13 protein-coding genes are annotated in these 15,113 nt (G+C 66.3%); 8 read left to right on the forward strand and 5 right to left on the reverse strand.

Annotated features, from left to right (window positions below; all coding sequences use genetic code 11):
* Window positions 1-9 precede the first annotated feature (9 nt).
* Window positions 10-1,356, forward strand: a complete 1,347-nt coding sequence (locus PMI12_RS15030) for an NAD(P)/FAD-dependent oxidoreductase (RefSeq protein WP_007833943.1) — start codon at window positions 10-12, stop codon at window positions 1,354-1,356.
* A 46-nt stretch (window positions 1,357-1,402) separates the two neighbouring features.
* On the opposite strand, the gene PMI12_RS15035 is transcribed toward PMI12_RS15030, so the two are convergent.
* A complete protein-coding gene (locus PMI12_RS15035) occupies window positions 1,403-1,921 on the reverse strand; it encodes a thermonuclease family protein (RefSeq protein WP_007833944.1) in 519 nt (172 codons plus the stop codon).
* A gap of 122 nt (window positions 1,922-2,043) precedes the next feature.
* Here PMI12_RS15035 and PMI12_RS15040 point away from each other — a divergent pair, with 122 nt between their 5' ends.
* Window positions 2,044-2,523 carry a tetratricopeptide repeat protein gene (locus PMI12_RS15040; protein ID WP_007833946.1) on the forward strand — a complete coding sequence of 160 codons (480 nt, stop codon included), beginning with the start codon at window positions 2,044-2,046 and terminating at the stop codon, window positions 2,521-2,523.
* A gap of 119 nt (window positions 2,524-2,642) precedes the next feature.
* Entirely contained in the window at window positions 2,643-5,645 is a 3,003-nt protein-coding gene (locus PMI12_RS15045; RefSeq protein WP_007833948.1) for a transglycosylase domain-containing protein, read from the forward strand.
* 37 nt (window positions 5,646-5,682) lie between these two features.
* Here PMI12_RS15045 and PMI12_RS15050 read toward each other — a convergent pair whose 3' ends face one another.
* Complete coding sequence (locus PMI12_RS15050) at window positions 5,683-6,660, reverse strand: TRAP transporter substrate-binding protein (protein ID WP_042673454.1); 978 nt, start codon at window positions 6,658-6,660, stop codon at window positions 5,683-5,685.
* A 216-nt stretch (window positions 6,661-6,876) separates the two neighbouring features.
* Between PMI12_RS15050 and PMI12_RS29225 the strand changes: the two genes are divergently transcribed.
* Entirely contained in the window at window positions 6,877-7,881 is a 1,005-nt protein-coding gene (locus PMI12_RS29225; RefSeq protein WP_193386552.1) for a hypothetical protein, read from the forward strand.
* Window positions 7,882-7,999: 118 nt separating this feature from the next.
* On the opposite strand, the gene PMI12_RS15060 is transcribed toward PMI12_RS29225, so the two are convergent.
* Both PMI12_RS15060 and PMI12_RS15065 read right to left on the reverse strand, forming a co-directional pair.
* Window positions 8,000-8,905, reverse strand: coding sequence for an SMEK domain-containing protein (locus PMI12_RS15060; protein ID WP_007833955.1), 906 nt, complete (start codon window positions 8,903-8,905; stop codon window positions 8,000-8,002).
* Window positions 8,906-9,514: 609 nt separating this feature from the next.
* The gene (locus PMI12_RS15065; RefSeq protein ID WP_007833957.1) at window positions 9,515-11,206 is read right to left on the reverse strand and encodes a long-chain fatty acid--CoA ligase; all 1,692 of its coding nucleotides are present in this window, start codon (window positions 11,204-11,206) and stop codon (window positions 9,515-9,517) included.
* Window positions 11,207-11,433: 227 nt separating this feature from the next.
* On the opposite strand from PMI12_RS15065, the gene PMI12_RS15070 reads away from it, so the two are divergent.
* Together PMI12_RS15070 and PMI12_RS15075 are read left to right on the forward strand one after the other, a co-directional pair.
* A complete protein-coding gene (locus PMI12_RS15070; RefSeq protein WP_007833959.1) occupies window positions 11,434-11,874 on the forward strand; it encodes an OsmC family protein in 441 nt (146 codons plus the stop codon).
* A 43-nt stretch (window positions 11,875-11,917) separates the two neighbouring features.
* Window positions 11,918-12,886, forward strand: coding sequence for a Bug family tripartite tricarboxylate transporter substrate binding protein (locus PMI12_RS15075; RefSeq protein WP_007833961.1), 969 nt, complete (start codon window positions 11,918-11,920; stop codon window positions 12,884-12,886).
* Between the two features lie 20 nt (window positions 12,887-12,906).
* Here the strand turns inward: PMI12_RS15075 and PMI12_RS15080 are convergent, their stop codons facing one another.
* Window positions 12,907-13,623, reverse strand: coding sequence for a Crp/Fnr family transcriptional regulator (locus tag PMI12_RS15080; protein WP_007833964.1), 717 nt, complete (start codon window positions 13,621-13,623; stop codon window positions 12,907-12,909).
* A 143-nt stretch (window positions 13,624-13,766) separates the two neighbouring features.
* Here PMI12_RS15080 and PMI12_RS15085 point away from each other — a divergent pair, with 143 nt between their 5' ends.
* Both PMI12_RS15085 and PMI12_RS15090 read left to right on the forward strand, forming a co-directional pair.
* Window positions 13,767-14,276 carry an ester cyclase gene (locus PMI12_RS15085; RefSeq protein ID WP_007833966.1) on the forward strand — a complete coding sequence of 170 codons (510 nt, stop codon included), beginning with the start codon at window positions 13,767-13,769 and terminating at the stop codon, window positions 14,274-14,276.
* On the forward strand, window positions 14,273-15,046 hold the full coding sequence (locus PMI12_RS15090; protein ID WP_007833967.1) for an SDR family NAD(P)-dependent oxidoreductase: 774 nt from the start codon (window positions 14,273-14,275) through the stop codon (window positions 15,044-15,046). Before PMI12_RS15085 ends, PMI12_RS15090 begins: the two co-directional genes overlap by 4 nt.
* The last annotated feature ends 67 nt before the right edge of the window (window positions 15,047-15,113 follow it).

A 15,113-nucleotide genomic window follows, 5' to 3' on the forward strand; every position in this document is an offset into this window, starting at 1 on the left:
ATTCGCCGCATGCAAACGACCAACCCCTCGGGCAGGCCCCAAGTCGTCATCGTCGGCTGCGGCTTCGGCGGGCTCGAAGCCGCGCGCAAGCTGCAGAACGCCGACGTGGACGTGACGGTGATCGACAAGACCAACCACCACCTGTTCCAGCCGCTGCTGTACCAGGTGGCGACCGCGGGGCTGGCGGCGCCGTCGATCGCGGCGCCGGTGCGCGCGCTGTTCCGCAAGCAGCCGAACATCACGACGCTGCTCGGCGAAGTGGGCGGCATCGACCCGGCGACGCGGTCCGTGCACCTGGCCAACGGCGACCGCGTGCCGTACGACCACCTGATCGTCGCGGCGGGCGCCACGCACAGCTACTTCGGGCACGACGAATGGGCGCCCGTGGCGCCGGGACTGAAGACGCTGGCCGATGCCTTCGAGATCCGCCGCCGCGTTCTGCTGTCGTTCGAAAGCGCCGAAATCACGGCCGACCTGGAACACCGCCGCGCCCTGCTCACCTTCGTGGTGATCGGTGCGGGCCCCACGGGCGTCGAGATGGCCGGCACGCTGGCCGAGATCGCCAAGCACACGCTGTCGGGCGAGTTCCGCCACATCGACCCCGGCAGCGCGCAGGTGCTGCTGGTCGAAGGCGGTCCGCGCGTGCTGCAGGCCATGCCCGAATCGCTGAGCCGGAAGGCGCTCGAACAGCTGGAGAAGCTGGGTGTCGAAGTGCGGCTCAATGCGCGCGTGACCTCCATCGACGCCACCGGGCTCGAAGTGCAGACCGGCGGCGGCGCGGACGGTGCACCCGTCGAGAGCTACCGAATCGATAGCAGTTGCGTGGTGTGGGCGGCCGGCGTGGCGGCATCGCCGCTGGGCCGCATGCTGGGCACGGCCACCGGCGTCGAGTGCGACCGCGCGGGCCGCATCAAGGTCGAGCCCGACCTGAGCCTGGCGGGCCGTCCCGAGATCAGCGTGGTCGGCGACCTCGCGGCCGCCATGAGCCACGCGCCCGGCAAGCCGCCCAAGCCGGTGCCCGGGGTGTCGCCCGGCGCCAAGCAGATGGGCCGTGCAGCCGCCACCAACATCCTGCGCCGCATCGCGGGCCAGCCGACGGTGCCGTTCCGCTATGCCGACTACGGCAACCTCGCCACCATCGGCCGCAACTCGGCCGTGGTCGACCTGGGCACGCCCTTCGGCCCGCTGCGCTTCAGCGGCCGGCTCGCGTGGCTGTTCTGGCTGTTCGCGCACGCGTACTTCCTGATCGGCTTTCGCAATCGCATCGTCGTGATGATGGATTGGGCCGGCGCCTACTGGAGTTTCCAGCGCAACGCGCGCGTGGTGGCGGAAGTGCAAGGCAAGAGCGAATCCTGAGCGATGCCCTCCTCGCCAGCGGCCTCAGGCTCCGATCACACCGCCGTCAGAAGAAGCTGCCCCAGTGCGGCTGCTCGTCGCGCTGCTGCCTGCGCCATTCCCAGGGCGGGGTGGGCTTCGAGTCGGCCCACAGGCCCAGGCGCCGGGCGCGCGCGCTGTCCTGCAGCCTGAACAGCCCGCCGCCGCGCCGGGTGGCCAGGTGGTTGTAGTCGTACACCCAGGCCCAGCCTTCGGCCACCATGCGGCTGCCGGCGTCCTCGCCGTTGCAGCTCACGTCGGCCACCGTGCGGCCGTAGCGGTCGGTGTCGATCTCGGTGATGAGCGCCTGCTCCCGAAAGCAGATGTTGCTCAGCGCCTGCCTGCTGCGCTGGCCGTAGGGCTGGGCTTTCTCGGGCGCGTCGATGGCGGCGATGCGCACCTTCACGCGCTCGTAGGCGCCGATTCGGCCGCAGCGGGCCGTGAGCGTGTCACCGTCGCTGATGCCGACGACGAGGCAGGTGCGCGGAGCGGCCTGGGTGAGAAGAGGAAAGGCAAGAAGAACGATGGGCAGCGCGCGAAAGTGCATGGAAGAGCCGGATGTGGGCAGAATGGCCGGACCGATCGAGGCTAAGTGATCCGTGCGCAGGGAGGGGTCGGGACACAGATTTTTTCTTTCTTCTGAACCGCGCTTCGAAGGAGACCCCTCACATGCAGGAACCCACCCGGGACGACTGGTTTTTCGCGGCGAACGACGCGTGGGACGCCGGCGCGCACAAGAAGGCGCTGTCGCTGTTTCTCAAGGCGGCGGCCGCGGGCGAGGCCCACGCGCTCAACAGCGTCGGCTACTTCCTCGACCACGGCATCGGCGTGAAGCAGGACAGCGCCGCTGCGCGCGACTGGTACCGCAAGGCCGCCAGGGCCGGCGATATCGCGGGCTGCGCCAATCTCGCCATCTGCTATCGCGACGAAGGCAACTTCCGCTGGGCCCGCTTCTGGTTCGAGCGCGCCTATGCGCAAGGCGACGGCGACGCGGCGCTGGAACTGGGACGGCTCTTTCTCTGGGAAGGACCGAACCAGAATCACCGCAAGGTGGTCGACTACCTGACGAAGGCGATGGCCTCCTCGTATGTCAGCGTGGACGGGAAGAAGGAAGCCGGCAGGCTGCTGAAGTCGCTGGGCCGGAAGTAGGAAAGGCAAGGACGCCCGGGCCAGTTGGCTGGCGCGATCTTACCCATGCCAAATCGACGCGAAAAAGAGCATCATCGTCACTGACGAACCCACGGTGCAGACTGTTCGCGAGGCAGAGCATGACATGGTTCAAGAAGCTTTTCTGGGTCGGCGCCGGGGTCGCCGTGGGGGGCACGCTTGCCGTATTCGCGGTAGACGAACTGAAGACTTCCCGGCTGCAATCGGCCCTGTGGCGCGACCTCGGCAACGGTGCCAGCTTCAGCGTCGGCAACGGTGCCAGCGATGCCATCCGCTTTCCCCACACCGGACCTTACGACGAGCGGCTGGGCTATCACGATCTTCCCGACTTCATCCAGCGCCTGGACTCCCAGGGCTACGCCATCACCCGCCAGGCCCGCCTGTCGCCTCGGCTGATCGAACTGCAGGAGCGCGGGCTCTTCATCCCGTACCGCGAGAAGAACCAGGCCGGCCTGGCCGTGCGCGACTGCCGCAATGCGGCACTGCTGCACACGCGTGTGCCTCAGCGCGCATACGAGCGCTTCGAGGACGTGCCGCCGCTGCTGGTGAGCGCCCTGCTGTTCGTCGAAGACCGCCACCTGCTGGACGCGGAGCCGGCGCAGCGCAACCCCGCGATCGATCCGGAACGCTTCGCGAAGGCCGCGCTCGAGCAGGCGCTGCGGGCGGTCAGCCTGAGCCCTACGGCGACGGGCGGCAGCACGCTGGCGACCCAGATCGAGAAGTACCGCCACTCGCCGCAAGGCCGCACCGGGTCGGTCCGCGACAAGCTGCGCCAGATGGCATCGGCCTCGCTGCGTGCCTACCAGGACGGTGAGGACACGCAGGCGCGGCGCCGCCAGATCGTCGTCGACTACCTCGACACGGTGCCGCTGGCCGCACGCCCGGGCATGGGCGAGGTGCACGGCCTGGGCGACGGCCTGTGGGCCTGGTATGGACGCGACTTCGGCGAAGTGAACCGCCTGCTCGCCGACAACGCCGAGGGGACGGCGCTCACCGACGAAGCGCTGCGGCAGCAGGCCGAGGCCTTCAAGCAGGCACTGTCGCTGATGATCGCGCAGCGCCGACCGTCGCAGCACCTGCTCGGCGACGGCACAGGGCTGGCCCGGCTGACCGACAGCTACCTGCGGCTGATGGCCGAGGCAGGCCTGATTTCGCCCGAGCTGCGCGATGCGGCCCTGCCACTGCCCCTGCGGCTGCGACCCGAACTGCCGCCAACGCCCCGGCCGGACTTCGTGCAGCGCAAGGCCGCGACTGCACTGCGCACCCACATCTCCACGCTGCTCGGCGTGCCGCGCGCCTACGACCTGGAGCGACTGGACCTCGAGGCCGAGACCAGCCTGGACGGCGAGGCGCAGGCGATGGTGGCGCGGGTGCTGGCCGGCCTGCGGACGCCCGCCGCGGCCAAGGCTGCGGGATTGTTCGGCTTCCACCTGCTCGATCCGGGTGCGGACCCGGGCCCGCTGGTCTACAGCTTCACGCTGTTCGAGCGGGGCGCGCAGGAGAACCTGCTGCGCGTTCAGGCCGACAACATCGACCAGCCCTTTGACGTGAACCAGGGCGCGCGGCTGGACCTCGGCTCGACCGCCAAGCTGCGCACCCTGGTGAGCTACCTGGAACTCGTGGCCGAGTTGCACGCCCGCTGGGCCGACCTGTCCCCCGCCCAGCTCTCGGCGCTGGAGAACAACCCGCGCGACCCGCTGGGTGCGTGGGCGCGGCAGTACCTCCTGCGCGCCAAGGATCGCCGCCTCGCGCCGATGCTCGAGGCGGCCATGGAGCGGAAGTACTCGGCCAACCCCGGCGAGGCCTTCTTCACCGGCGGCGGCCTGCACCAGTTCGCAAACTTCGAGCGCTCGAGCGACAGCGAAACGATGACGGTGCGCGAGGGCTTCAAGCATTCGGTCAACCTGGTGTTCATCCGCCTGATGCGCGACCTGGTGCGCCACCACATGTTCGGCGGCGCGTCGGACGCCGAGCGCCTGCTGAAGGACCCTGCCGACCCGCGCCGGCGCGAGTTGCTCGCGCGCTTTGCCGATCGCGAAGGCTCGGCCTTCCTCGTCCGCTTCTATCGCAAGTACCAGCACCGGTCGGCTGCGGAGGCCAAAGCCCTGCTGCTGCAGGGCCTGAGGCCATCGGCGCCGCGCCTGGCGAGCGTGCTGTTCACGATCGAGCCCGAGGCCAGCGACGCGCGGCTCGACGAGCTTCTCGTGCAGCGGCTGGGCCGCGGCGCCGGCTCGCCGCGCGCATTGCGGGCGCTGCGCAGTACCTACGCCGGCTTGTCGCTCGCCGATCGCGGCTACGTCGCGCGCGTGCATCCACTGGAGCTCTGGCTTGTCGGTTTCCTGCAGCGCCAACCCGGCGCCTCGCTGACCCAGGTGCTGGAGGCGAGCGCGCGCGAACGCCAGGAAACCTACGCCTGGCTCTTCAAGACGCGCCACAAGAGCGCGCAGGACAAGCGCCTGCGCGAGCTGATCGAGCTCGACGCCTTCGCGCAGGTTCATCGCTCGTGGCAGCGCCTGGGCTACCCCTTCGCATCGCTGACGCCGTCCTACGCGAGCGCGATCGGCGCGTCGGGCGACCGGCCGGCCGCCCTGGCGGAACTGATGGGCATCCTCGTCAACGACGGCGTACGGCTGCCCACGCAACGAATCGGCGCACTGCACTTCGGGCGCGACACGCCCTACGAGACACGGCTGGAACCGCGCAACGCGAGCGCCGAACGGCTGCTGCCCGCGGAGGTGGTCGCGACGGTACGGCGCGCGCTGGTCGAGGTGGTGAACGACGGCACGGCACGGCGCCTGAAGGGCTCGCTCGTGGACACGCATGGCCGCGCGATCGAGATCGGTGGCAAGACCGGCACCGGAGACCATCGCTACGAGAAGACCGACCGGAACGGACGGGTGATCTCGGAGCGCAAGATCGATCGATCGGCCACCTTCGTGTTCATGATCGGAGACCGCTACTTCGGCACCATCATGGCTTATGTGCACGAGCCCTATGCCGCTCGCTATCGGTTCACGAGCGCGCTGCCGACCCAGTTGCTAAAGTCGCTGGGTCCGCAGCTACTGCCTGTGCTCCAGCGCAACGGGTGCGGGGGAGATCGATAAGACCGACGCGGGATCTATCGCCGCCCTGCTGCTTTCCTCACTGCTTGCCGACGATGGCAAATAGCGCGGCCCGGGTTGTGGGATCAGCCATGTACTTGGCGTAGAGCGGCGACATTCTCCGGATGTATGAAGAAAAGTCCTGCACGTTGGAAAACTGGGCGCCTTCTTTCGTCACGGCAGCACGTGCGGAGACGACTCGTTTCTCCCAGAGCTCCCGCATCAGGTTCGCCGATTTTTTCCCGGCCTTCTGGAACACCGCTTTTTCGTCCGCACTGAGCCGGTTCCACAGTTTGGTGGAGACGACCAATGCTTCGGGAGAAATCATGTGGCTGTCCAGCAATGTGTATTTGGCCGCCTTGTAGTGTCCGGTGGCTTCGTAGGAGACCATGTTGCCTTCGGCGCAATCGATCGTTCCCTTCTGGAACCCATCGAGCACGTCCTTGTAGGGCACCACCACCGGAATGGCGCCCAGCAGCTTGACCATCTCGATGTAGACCTCGGACTGTTGCACCCGAACTTTCTGGCCAACAAGATCTTCTCGCGTGGTCAATGGTTTGTTGGCGCAATAGAACGACCGAGCGCCCCCGTCATACCAGCCGAGCACCACGTAACCCGAAGCCTGCAGTGTCTGCGCCAGTCGCGCCCCTATTTCGCCATCCAGGTAGCGAAACATGTGGGCCGAGTCCGTGAACAGGAACGGGAGATTGAATGCCTTGAGTTCCGGCGCCGCTTCGGACAGTGGCGCCGAATTGAACTCGGCGACATCGATCTCGCCGGCCTTGAGCATCGCTACAGCCTTGCCCTGGTCTCCCAGAACAGCGTTGGAAAACAGCTCGATCTTGTATTTCCCCTTGGTTGCCGCATCCACTTCCTGAATGAAGCTTTTCATCGCCTCCGTCACCGGGTAGCCGTCGGGGTGGGTGTTCCAGGCTCGCAACGATGTTTGAGCGTTGGCGGCAACGCCCCCCAAACAGAGGGCCGAGAGGACAAGACTGCAAAGCCGAGAGGAGCGCATATATAACTTTTTTACAACGAATGTGTTGCAAAGAATAACGGAGAGGATCTTCTGAATCCTGACCATCGAAGTCAGCTTGCGCCCTGCTTTTGAATATGTTTGTACTCATTGCAGTGCGGCTTCAAATAGGGTAGTGCCTGTGAAGCCAGTAATTTCCCCGGCCGATCATGCGATGAAGCGCAAGCACGGCCGCGGGCTCGATCTCGAGAAGATAGTTTGCCTACCCGTCCAGGCAAAGTCGAGCGAGTAGATATTGGGCTGTACTGCGTGCGGCGCAGCAACCTTCAGCGCGCCCGTTGTTTCGAGGCGCTGCGGATCACCTCGATCGAGGTTTGGCTGCTCACGCCGGTTTCGTCGCGCAAGCTGTTGGACAACGGTCTGAACATTGAGCGACTGCGGTGCGCGTTGTTGGAGTCTTGTCACTGCGGAAATCGCCCGATTGCCCCACTGGCGCGCCATGGCGATCTCTCATATGCTGCCGACGTGTACCAGCCACACCCCAGCCAGAGTCTCACCGCGATGTTCCGCGACAAGCCCTACCAAGGTGCCCGGCCGGAAAGTGCGGAGTTCGTCTTCGTGGGGCTAGATGCGAACTACGACGCTCAGATCGAAAGCAGTCCTGCCTACCCCCGTGTGTGGGAGTATCACGACGATGGCGTTGCCTTCTGGTGGCGCCAGAAGGTGCACCACCCGTTTCTTCTGACCGATTACAGGGGTGACGGCCAACACTATCACCGCAACTTCGCACGGACGGGTTTCGAGCCGGAGGACGCGTGCCGCGTGTCGTTTGTCGAACTACTGCACATCCCGACTGTCGGTCGCAGTAAGTTAGTGGCGAAGGACCTGGACCTCGCGCACTTGAAATGGCTGGATGGGATCATCTGGCGTGGTGCCAAGCGGAACGTCTTTCTGTCGGATAAGGTGATCAGGCTCATGCTCGACAGCAGGCGCTTGCTCGACAGCAGGCTCTTCTTCGATCTGCCCGAACCTATTGCGAACCACGTGCTCCCTACGCTGCACAAGATTAAAGAGACGACGATCTACCAGCACCTGCACTTCTCCAACTGGGGACGACGCCTGATGCTTGAGGCGGCCGCCATCGCTCGTCTGCGTACTGACTCGCCGCACCTCTTGCCGTGCTCACTCTGCGCTGAACATAAGGACGCGGCGCATCCGGATGATTGGCTTGGACGCATTGGCCCGGATCGAGAACTGCACTGACCTCACCGGCCGCCGCCACCAAGGTTCAGCAGCAAGCGATCACCAGTCGATTGAAGCGGAGGCAGAGTTGATCGCGCAGCTGCTTTGCCCGATCGCCGTGGTGCGCTACTGCCGGATGCTAGTCGACCCCGTGCATGTCTAACGGCGTGGCGATACCGTGCCTTGCGGCAATGCGCTGCGCCGATGTGGCGATCGACCGCTTCTGCTCATCGATGGCTCTCATGTCCTGCTGGTTCAAGTAGACGAAACCGTTGCGGTTCGCACGGTTCATGATCGCTGCGATACCGCCAATTTGGCTCAGCACGTGCCGCAGAAATTCGCCGATCTCTTGATCTTCGAATTCATGGTGGGCCTTTGATTTCTGCTTGCCGTCGACGGTGCCCTTTCCGATGAGCTCCGAGATTTCTTTAAGGCCCCTCGTCATGTCGTCGAGGTTACCCTCGCAGGACATGTAGTGCCTGACGGCATTGCGCCCCACATAGCCCAACACGATCTTGAGACACTCAATATCGCCATAAGGGTGGATCGAAGAATAGTCCCCGAGACGACGGACCGAGTCGATGATCGTCTGCAGCTTTTCTTCATCACCGAGGTCGACGAGCTTGCCAACGAAGAAGGCGGGATCGACCACCCGGCAGTAGTTGGGAACGGTCGCAGTTCTTGACGCTTTGCAGAAGCCGAAGATGTAGAGCGCCGCGTAGCCGTCCTTCAAGCACTTCCCTGCAGCGTCCTTCTTCTCGAAGGTTGTGATCGTTTTACTGATCTTCTTGGCGTCCGCGACCGAGGTGACCTGCACGGCAATCCCACCATCCTTGTCGTCGTCCGCGGCATCAATAGCCGGGAAGTTCACTCGAATCTGATTCTTGCTTTTGAGGTTCGCAATGCCCACGGCTTTGAAGAACTGGATCGACATCGACTCCAGCAGCCGCGCCATGTCGTTAAAGCCGGCATCCTTGTCCCTCTCAATACGAAGTTGAAGGAGCGCAATATCCTGGTTCAGGTTCTTGATCAGCGATTCAATCAAAACAGCCTCCCTGCTTCCTTTTGTTCGTGTCCTTTTGAGCTTCCCTGCTAACTATGCCGCCTTCGGGTTGCGCTGGGAAGCCGCCGGCGTACTGGAAGACCCTGCCTGACTGGTATGGCAATGCCGCCGCCGGCTCCATCCTGCTGGCGCTCTTGGCCATGGAAGCCACCAGCCCCCTGCAGGCGGCGCAGCGCCTCCTCGACGACCCGCTCCTGCGTCTGGTCAAGCTGGCGGCGGCGCGCTTCGGCCACCGTCAAGGTCCGTCAAGAGGGAGGCGGTCCTCACGTGCATCGCCATGTTGAGTTGTGCGCTCACGCTGCCCAGCAAATGGCTCGGCCCGCCTCCAGGAGGCCCGCTGGCAGGTTTTTCCACCTAGGCGGGCGCGAGGCCCCATCCCAGAGCGAAATCGCGCTGTAAGGCCCTGGCCCCTGAAGGCGAGAAAGGGCACATTGCGCGGTTCCAGCAGCCCCAGCAAATCTCGTGGGGGCCAGCTTAGGCTCGGCGTGTCCTTAGCGCCCCGCACGAAAACTGTCGTTTTCCGTACATTTTTCGTACTCAACCCGTGCACCTGGCTATTGCTATCTATTTAATAGCATTAAATACACGTATCTACTTGCTCTCCACCTCCTGCAGCAGCCGCCACATCACCTTGCCGCTGCCGCTCTTGGGCAGCGCATCGACGAACTGCACCTTGCGCGGGATCTTGTAGACCGCCATGTTCTCGCGGCACCAGTCGATGATCTCCTGCTCGGTGGTGTCCTTGTGCGTGGCGCGCAGCACCACCACGGCCTTGACCGACTCGCCGCGGTAGGCGTCCTTGGTCGAGATGACGCAGGCCTCCTGGATCGCCGGGTGGCGGAACATCAGCAGTTCGACCTCGGCCGGCCACACCTTGAAGCCGCTCGCGTTGATCATGCGCTTCAAGCGGTCGGTGATGAAGAAGTAGCCGTCCTCGTCCATGCGGCCCATGTCGCCCGAGCGGAAGAAGCGCTTGCCCTCGAACTCGACGAAGGCGGCGGCCGTGGCGTCGGGGCGCTTCCAGTAGCCCTGGAACACCTCGGGGCCATGGATGATGATCTCGCCCGATTCGCCGATCGGCATTTCGGCCAGCGTGTCAGGGTCGACCACGCGCGCGTCGGTACTCATGAACGGGATGCCCAGGCACTGCTGCTTGGGATGGTCCGACGGGTTGGTGTGCGACGGCGCGGCGGTCTCGGTGAGGCCGTAGCCCTCCTGGTACTTCAGGCCGTACTGCTCGAGCAGGCGCTGCGCCACGGCCTGCGGCATGGCCGCGCCGCCGCCGCCGATGTAGGTCATGCTCGACAGGTCGTAGCTCGCGAAGTTGGGGCTGGCCATGAGGTCGATGACCATGGTCGGGATGTTGGTCCAGGCCGTGACCTTCCAGCGCGAGATGAGCCGGCCGGCCACGTCGCGGTCCCAGCGCGGCATGATGATCAGCGTGGCCGCCGCCAGGATCGCCGTGTGCATCATGCTCACCACGCCCGTGATGTGGAACATGGGCACCACGGCCAGCACCACCGTCTCGGAAGTCGACCCGCCCCACAGCTGCCCGGCCACCGCGTTGTGCATCAGGCTCGAATGGTGGTGCACGCAGCCCTTGGGCAGGCCGGTGGTGCCGCTGGTGTAGGGCAGCAGCGCCATGTCGTTGGCGCCCACCACGTGCTCGGGCGGCGGGTGGTTGGCTTCGAGCGTGTCGGTCCACGCGATGGTCTTGCCGCCGTCCAGCGCGGGCAGCGGGTGGCGGGTGGTGAGCCAGTCTTTCCAGGCGGGTGCCGGAGCGTCGTCGCCCGATGCGTCGGCGTCGAAGGCATCGGTGAACTGGGTCACGACCATGTGGTCGAGCCGCTGCTCCACGGGCAGCGCATTGCTGGCCTTGGCCAGCTCGCCCGCCAGGTCGCCGGTGATGATGGCCACCTTGGCGTCGGAGTCGGTGATGTAGTGCTTGAGCTCCTCGGCCCGGTTCATCGGGTTGACCGGCACCACGACGGCATTGGCGCGCAGTATCGCGAAATGCGCGATCACCAGTTGCGGGCAGTTCTGCATGTCGAGGATCACACGGTCGCCGCGCTTCACGCCCAGCGCATGCAGCGCGCCTGCCAGGCGCTCGGCCTGGGCGGCGAAGTCGCGGTAGGTGGTCACGCGGCCGAAGAACACGAGCGCGGGCTTGTCGGGATAGCGTGCGGCCGAGGTGGCCAGGTTGTGCCAGAGCGAGGTGGCGGGGACGGTGATCGAGTGAGGGAGGCGTTTGGGCCAGAACTTGTAATGCGGGCGTTGTTGCATGGTGAGTACAGGCGGGGAAAAGGAAAAGCGACAGCCCGCCAGCCTAAGCCGCCACGGCCGCCGCTCCCATGGGGGAAGCCCCCCGGAGCGTCGCCTAGGCGACGCCCATTCTTCTGACGCCCCTCCCCCTTTCGAACCTGCGCACGCGCCGTACGACTACAGACAGCCGCCGGTTTCTGGGCGAACCTGCCGTTCCCTCCACACACCACCCAAGCGAAGGAACCGACATGCCAGCAGACAAGCACGCAAGCGTCCACTGGGAAGGCGCCGGCAAGACCGGCAAGGGCCAGGTCAGCACCGAGACCGGCGCCCTGAAAGACTACCCCTACGGCTTCGCGAGCCGCTTCGAGGACGACAAGCGCGGCACCAACCCCGAGGAGATCGTCGGCGCGGCGCATGCCGCCTGCCTCACGATGGCCTTCGCCTTCGCGCTCGAACGGGAAGGCCTGACCGCCACACGCATCGACACCAAGGCCGCCGTGCGGCTGGCCAAGGACGGCGACGGCTTCAAGATCGACCGCATCCAGCTCGAGCTCGACGCGGCCGTGCCGAACCTCGAGGAAGCCAGGTTCCAGCAGATCGCGGCCGCCGCCAAGGCCGGCTGCCCGCTGTCGAAGGCGCTGGCGAGCGTGCCCGAGATCACGCTGAAAGCCACGCTGGCCGGCTGAGCGCGCTGCCTATGATCGTCTCCTCACAAAAAGGAGACGGATCATGAACAACAAGACTGCCCGGATCGCGATCGCGGTCCTTTCCCTTGCCATCGGCACCACGGCGATGGCCGCCTACCCCGACAAGCCGATCAAGGTCGTGATCGGCTTCCCGGCCGGCGGCCCGCTCGACCAACATGCGCGCCTGCTCACCGACAGGCTGCAGGCCGTGCTCGGCCAGCCGCTGATCGTCGACTACAAGCCCGGCGCGGGCGGCTCGGTGGGCGCCGACGCGGTCGCCAAGAGCCCGGCCGACGGCTACACGCTCATGCTGGCCAACACCGGCGTGGCCGTGATCAACGGCGCGCTCTACAGCAAGCTGCCCTACAACACGCAGCGCGACTTCGTGCCCATCGCGCGCACCGCCATGCAGCCGCTGGCGCTGCTGGTCACGCCGAAGCTGCCGGTGCAGAACCTCAGGCAGTTCGTCGACTACGCCAGGGCGCGGCCCGGCCAGGTCAACTACGGTTCGGCCGGCAACGGCGGCATCAGCCACCTCGTGCCCGAGATGTTCAAGACCGCCACGGGCATCTTCATGGTGCACATCCCGTACCGCGGCAGCGCGCCCGCCTTTACCGACCTGATGGGCGGACAGGTGCAGTTCATGGCCGAGTCGATCCCGCAGGCAGCCAACTACCACAAGCAGGGCAAGGTGCGCGCGCTGGCCGTGACCAGCCGCGAGCGCAACCCCGCCCTGCCCGACGTGCCGACCGTGATCGAGTCGGGCTTCAAGGGCTTCGAGGTGGTGGGCTTCTATGGCTTCTTCGCGCCGAAGGACACGCCGAAAGACGTGGTCGCCAAGCTCGGCGAAGCGTTCAAACAGGTGCTGACCAGCCCCGAGGTGCGCGAACGCATGGTGAGCCAGGGCGCCGACCCGGCCTTCCTGGGCAGCGAGGAGTTCGCGCGCTTCCTGGCCGCCGAAACGCCGCGCTGGGAGAAAGCAGTGAAGGCCTCCGGCGCGCGGATGGATTGAACCGGAGCCCGCCGGCGCGTTCAGCTCGGCGTGGCCGCGTGCCGCTCCAGCTGCGCGCGGCTGAGCAGCTCGATGCCGCGGTAGCGCACGCGCAGCGTGCCATCTTCCTCCCACAGCTTCAGCTGCCGGTTCACGCTCTGGCGCGACACGCCGAGCATGAACGACAGGTCTTCCTGCGACACGCCGAGCAGCGTGCCGCCGCCCTCGCCCGGGCTCGATGCGCGCGCGTCCAGCGTCAGCAGCCGGTGCGCGAGCCTCACCGGCAGCGGCATCAGGATCACGTCGTCGATCCACGCCAGCGCCTGGCGCAGCCGCAGGCACACCAGCCGGGTGAAGGCCATGTGCACGTCGGGATGCGCGGCCACCAGCCGATGGAAGTCGGCCGCCGCGACCACCGCCATCTCGGTCGTGTCGACCGCGCAGGTGTCGTAGACGCGCTCTCGCCCGACCAGCAGCGACACCTCGCCGAACCAGTGCCCGGGTTCGAGCATGGCGATCACCGCCTCGCGCCCGCCCGTTGCGACCACGCTCACGCGCAGTGAACCGCTGACCACGCCGAACAGCGCATCGGGCCGCGAACCCTTGTGGAACAGCGACTCGCCGCGCGCCAGCGTGCGCCGGTGCGCCACCGCGAGCAGCCGCTGCTGCACGTCGTCGGCCAGACGCATGTCGCCGTTGTGCGCCGGTGTCGACGGCGCATGCGGCTTGCTGCTGGAAGAGAGGGGCGTGCGTGGCATCGCGGGTTTGTCCGGAGCGGCGATTGCCAACACCGGACAGTCTTGTTTCAAGGGCGTGCCGATAGTACGCAGCGAGCCCGGGCCGGCGCATTCGCAGCAACCCGATGTCACCTGTCGTCCCTGTCACATGGAGCACACCCCCGATGAACACACAACGCACCGAACTTCAAGCCCGCCGCGAGCGCCTCGTGCTCGATCACTTCGCCGACGAAACCCGGCAGGACTTCGACGCCGTGCTCGGCACCTTCCCGCACCCGCACTACGAGCTGATCCCGAGCGGCGAGGTGCACGACGGCATCGCCGACGTGCGCCAGTACTACACCGACACGCGCCGTGCCTTTCCCGACCAACGTCACGAGATCATCCAGCTGCGGCACGCCGACGATTCGGTGGTCGTCGAGTTCTGGCTGCTGGGCACGCATCGCGGTCCGCTCAAGGGCCTGCCCCCGACGGGCAACAGCTTTCGCTGCCGCATGAATGCCTTCTTCATCTTCGAAGGCGACCGGCTGGTGTGCGAGCGCGTGTACTTCGACACGCTGACGATGCTGCGGCAACTGCTGGCGGGCGTGCCCGCGGAGCATGTGGCCGCGCTGATGGGCGCACTGTTGGGCCAGCCCGCAGCCGCACGCCCGCAAGAAGCGGCAGCCGCATGACTGCGCCGCGCAACGATGCGCTCGCGGGCCGCCACGCCGTCGTGACGGGTGGCGCGCGCGGCATCGGCCTGGCGATTGCGCAGCGCTACCTCGCGGCCGGCGCCAGCGTCGCGCTGTGGGACCTCGATGCGGCCGTGCTGGCGAATGCGCTGCAAACGCTCGCACCGCTCGGCACTGCGACCTCGGCGGTCGTCGATGTGCGCGACGAAGACCAGATTGCTCGCGCGGCCTCGCAGTCGCAGGAGCGCTTCGGCGGCATCGACATCCTCGTCAACAACGCGGGCGTGCTCGGCCCGACCGTGCCGGCCTGGGAGCACACGCCCGCACAGTGGCGCAACGTGCTCGACATCAACCTGACGGGCGCTTGGCTGTGCTGCCGCGCGGTGGCGCCGGTGATGCTCGCGCAGCGGCGCGGGCGCATCGTCAACATCGCCTCGGTCGCCGGCAAGGAGGGCAACGGATTCAATGCCGCGTACTCGGCGTCGAAGGCGGGGCTCATCGCGCTGACCAAGTCGCTGGGCAAGGAGCTGGCTTCTTCGGGCGTGCTGGTGAACTGCATCACGCCGTCTGCGGCCGACACCGAGGTGTTCGCGGCCGTGCCTGTGGAGCACCGCGAACAGCTGCGGACTGCGCTGCTGTCGCGCGTGCCGATGGGGCGCTTTGTCGAGGTCGATGAAGTGGCTGCGATGGCTGCGTGGCTTGCATCGGATGAATGTTCGTTCAGCACCGGCGCGGTGTTCGACATCTCGGGCGGGCGGTCGATGTACTGAAGGGGCATTCGGGGCGTGAGCACAGGCCACCGGGTACTCCCCTGCGCGAATGTCCCCCGGCCTGCGG

This window comes from Variovorax sp. CF313 (assembly GCF_000282635.1).
Classification (GTDB): domain Bacteria; phylum Pseudomonadota; class Gammaproteobacteria; order Burkholderiales; family Burkholderiaceae_C; genus Variovorax.

What these genes read in the sequence shown, in the direction of transcription:
- PMI12_RS15070 (WP_007833959.1), top strand. Translation starts at nt 11,434, where the DNA reads ATGCCAGCAGACAAGCACGCAAGCGTCCACTGGGAAGGCGCCGGCAAG.
- PMI12_RS15040 (WP_007833946.1), top strand. Translation starts at nt 2,044, where the DNA reads ATGCAGGAACCCACCCGGGACGACTGGTTTTTCGCGGCGAACGACGCG.
- PMI12_RS15030 (WP_007833943.1), top strand. Translation starts at nt 10, where the DNA reads ATGCAAACGACCAACCCCTCGGGCAGGCCCCAAGTCGTCATCGTCGGC.
- PMI12_RS15090 (WP_007833967.1), top strand. Translation starts at nt 14,273, where the DNA reads ATGACTGCGCCGCGCAACGATGCGCTCGCGGGCCGCCACGCCGTCGTG.
- PMI12_RS15035 (WP_007833944.1), bottom strand. Translation starts at nt 1,921, where the DNA reads ATGCACTTTCGCGCGCTGCCCATCGTTCTTCTTGCCTTTCCTCTTCTC.
- PMI12_RS15075 (WP_007833961.1), top strand. Translation starts at nt 11,918, where the DNA reads ATGAACAACAAGACTGCCCGGATCGCGATCGCGGTCCTTTCCCTTGCC.
- PMI12_RS15085 (WP_007833966.1), top strand. Translation starts at nt 13,767, where the DNA reads ATGAACACACAACGCACCGAACTTCAAGCCCGCCGCGAGCGCCTCGTG.
- PMI12_RS15050 (WP_042673454.1), bottom strand. Translation starts at nt 6,660, where the DNA reads ATGCGCTCCTCTCGGCTTTGCAGTCTTGTCCTCTCGGCCCTCTGTTTG.
- PMI12_RS15065 (WP_007833957.1), bottom strand. Translation starts at nt 11,206, where the DNA reads ATGCAACAACGCCCGCATTACAAGTTCTGGCCCAAACGCCTCCCTCAC.
- PMI12_RS15080 (WP_007833964.1), bottom strand. Translation starts at nt 13,623, where the DNA reads ATGCCACGCACGCCCCTCTCTTCCAGCAGCAAGCCGCATGCGCCGTCG.
- PMI12_RS15045 (WP_007833948.1), top strand. Translation starts at nt 2,643, where the DNA reads ATGACATGGTTCAAGAAGCTTTTCTGGGTCGGCGCCGGGGTCGCCGTG.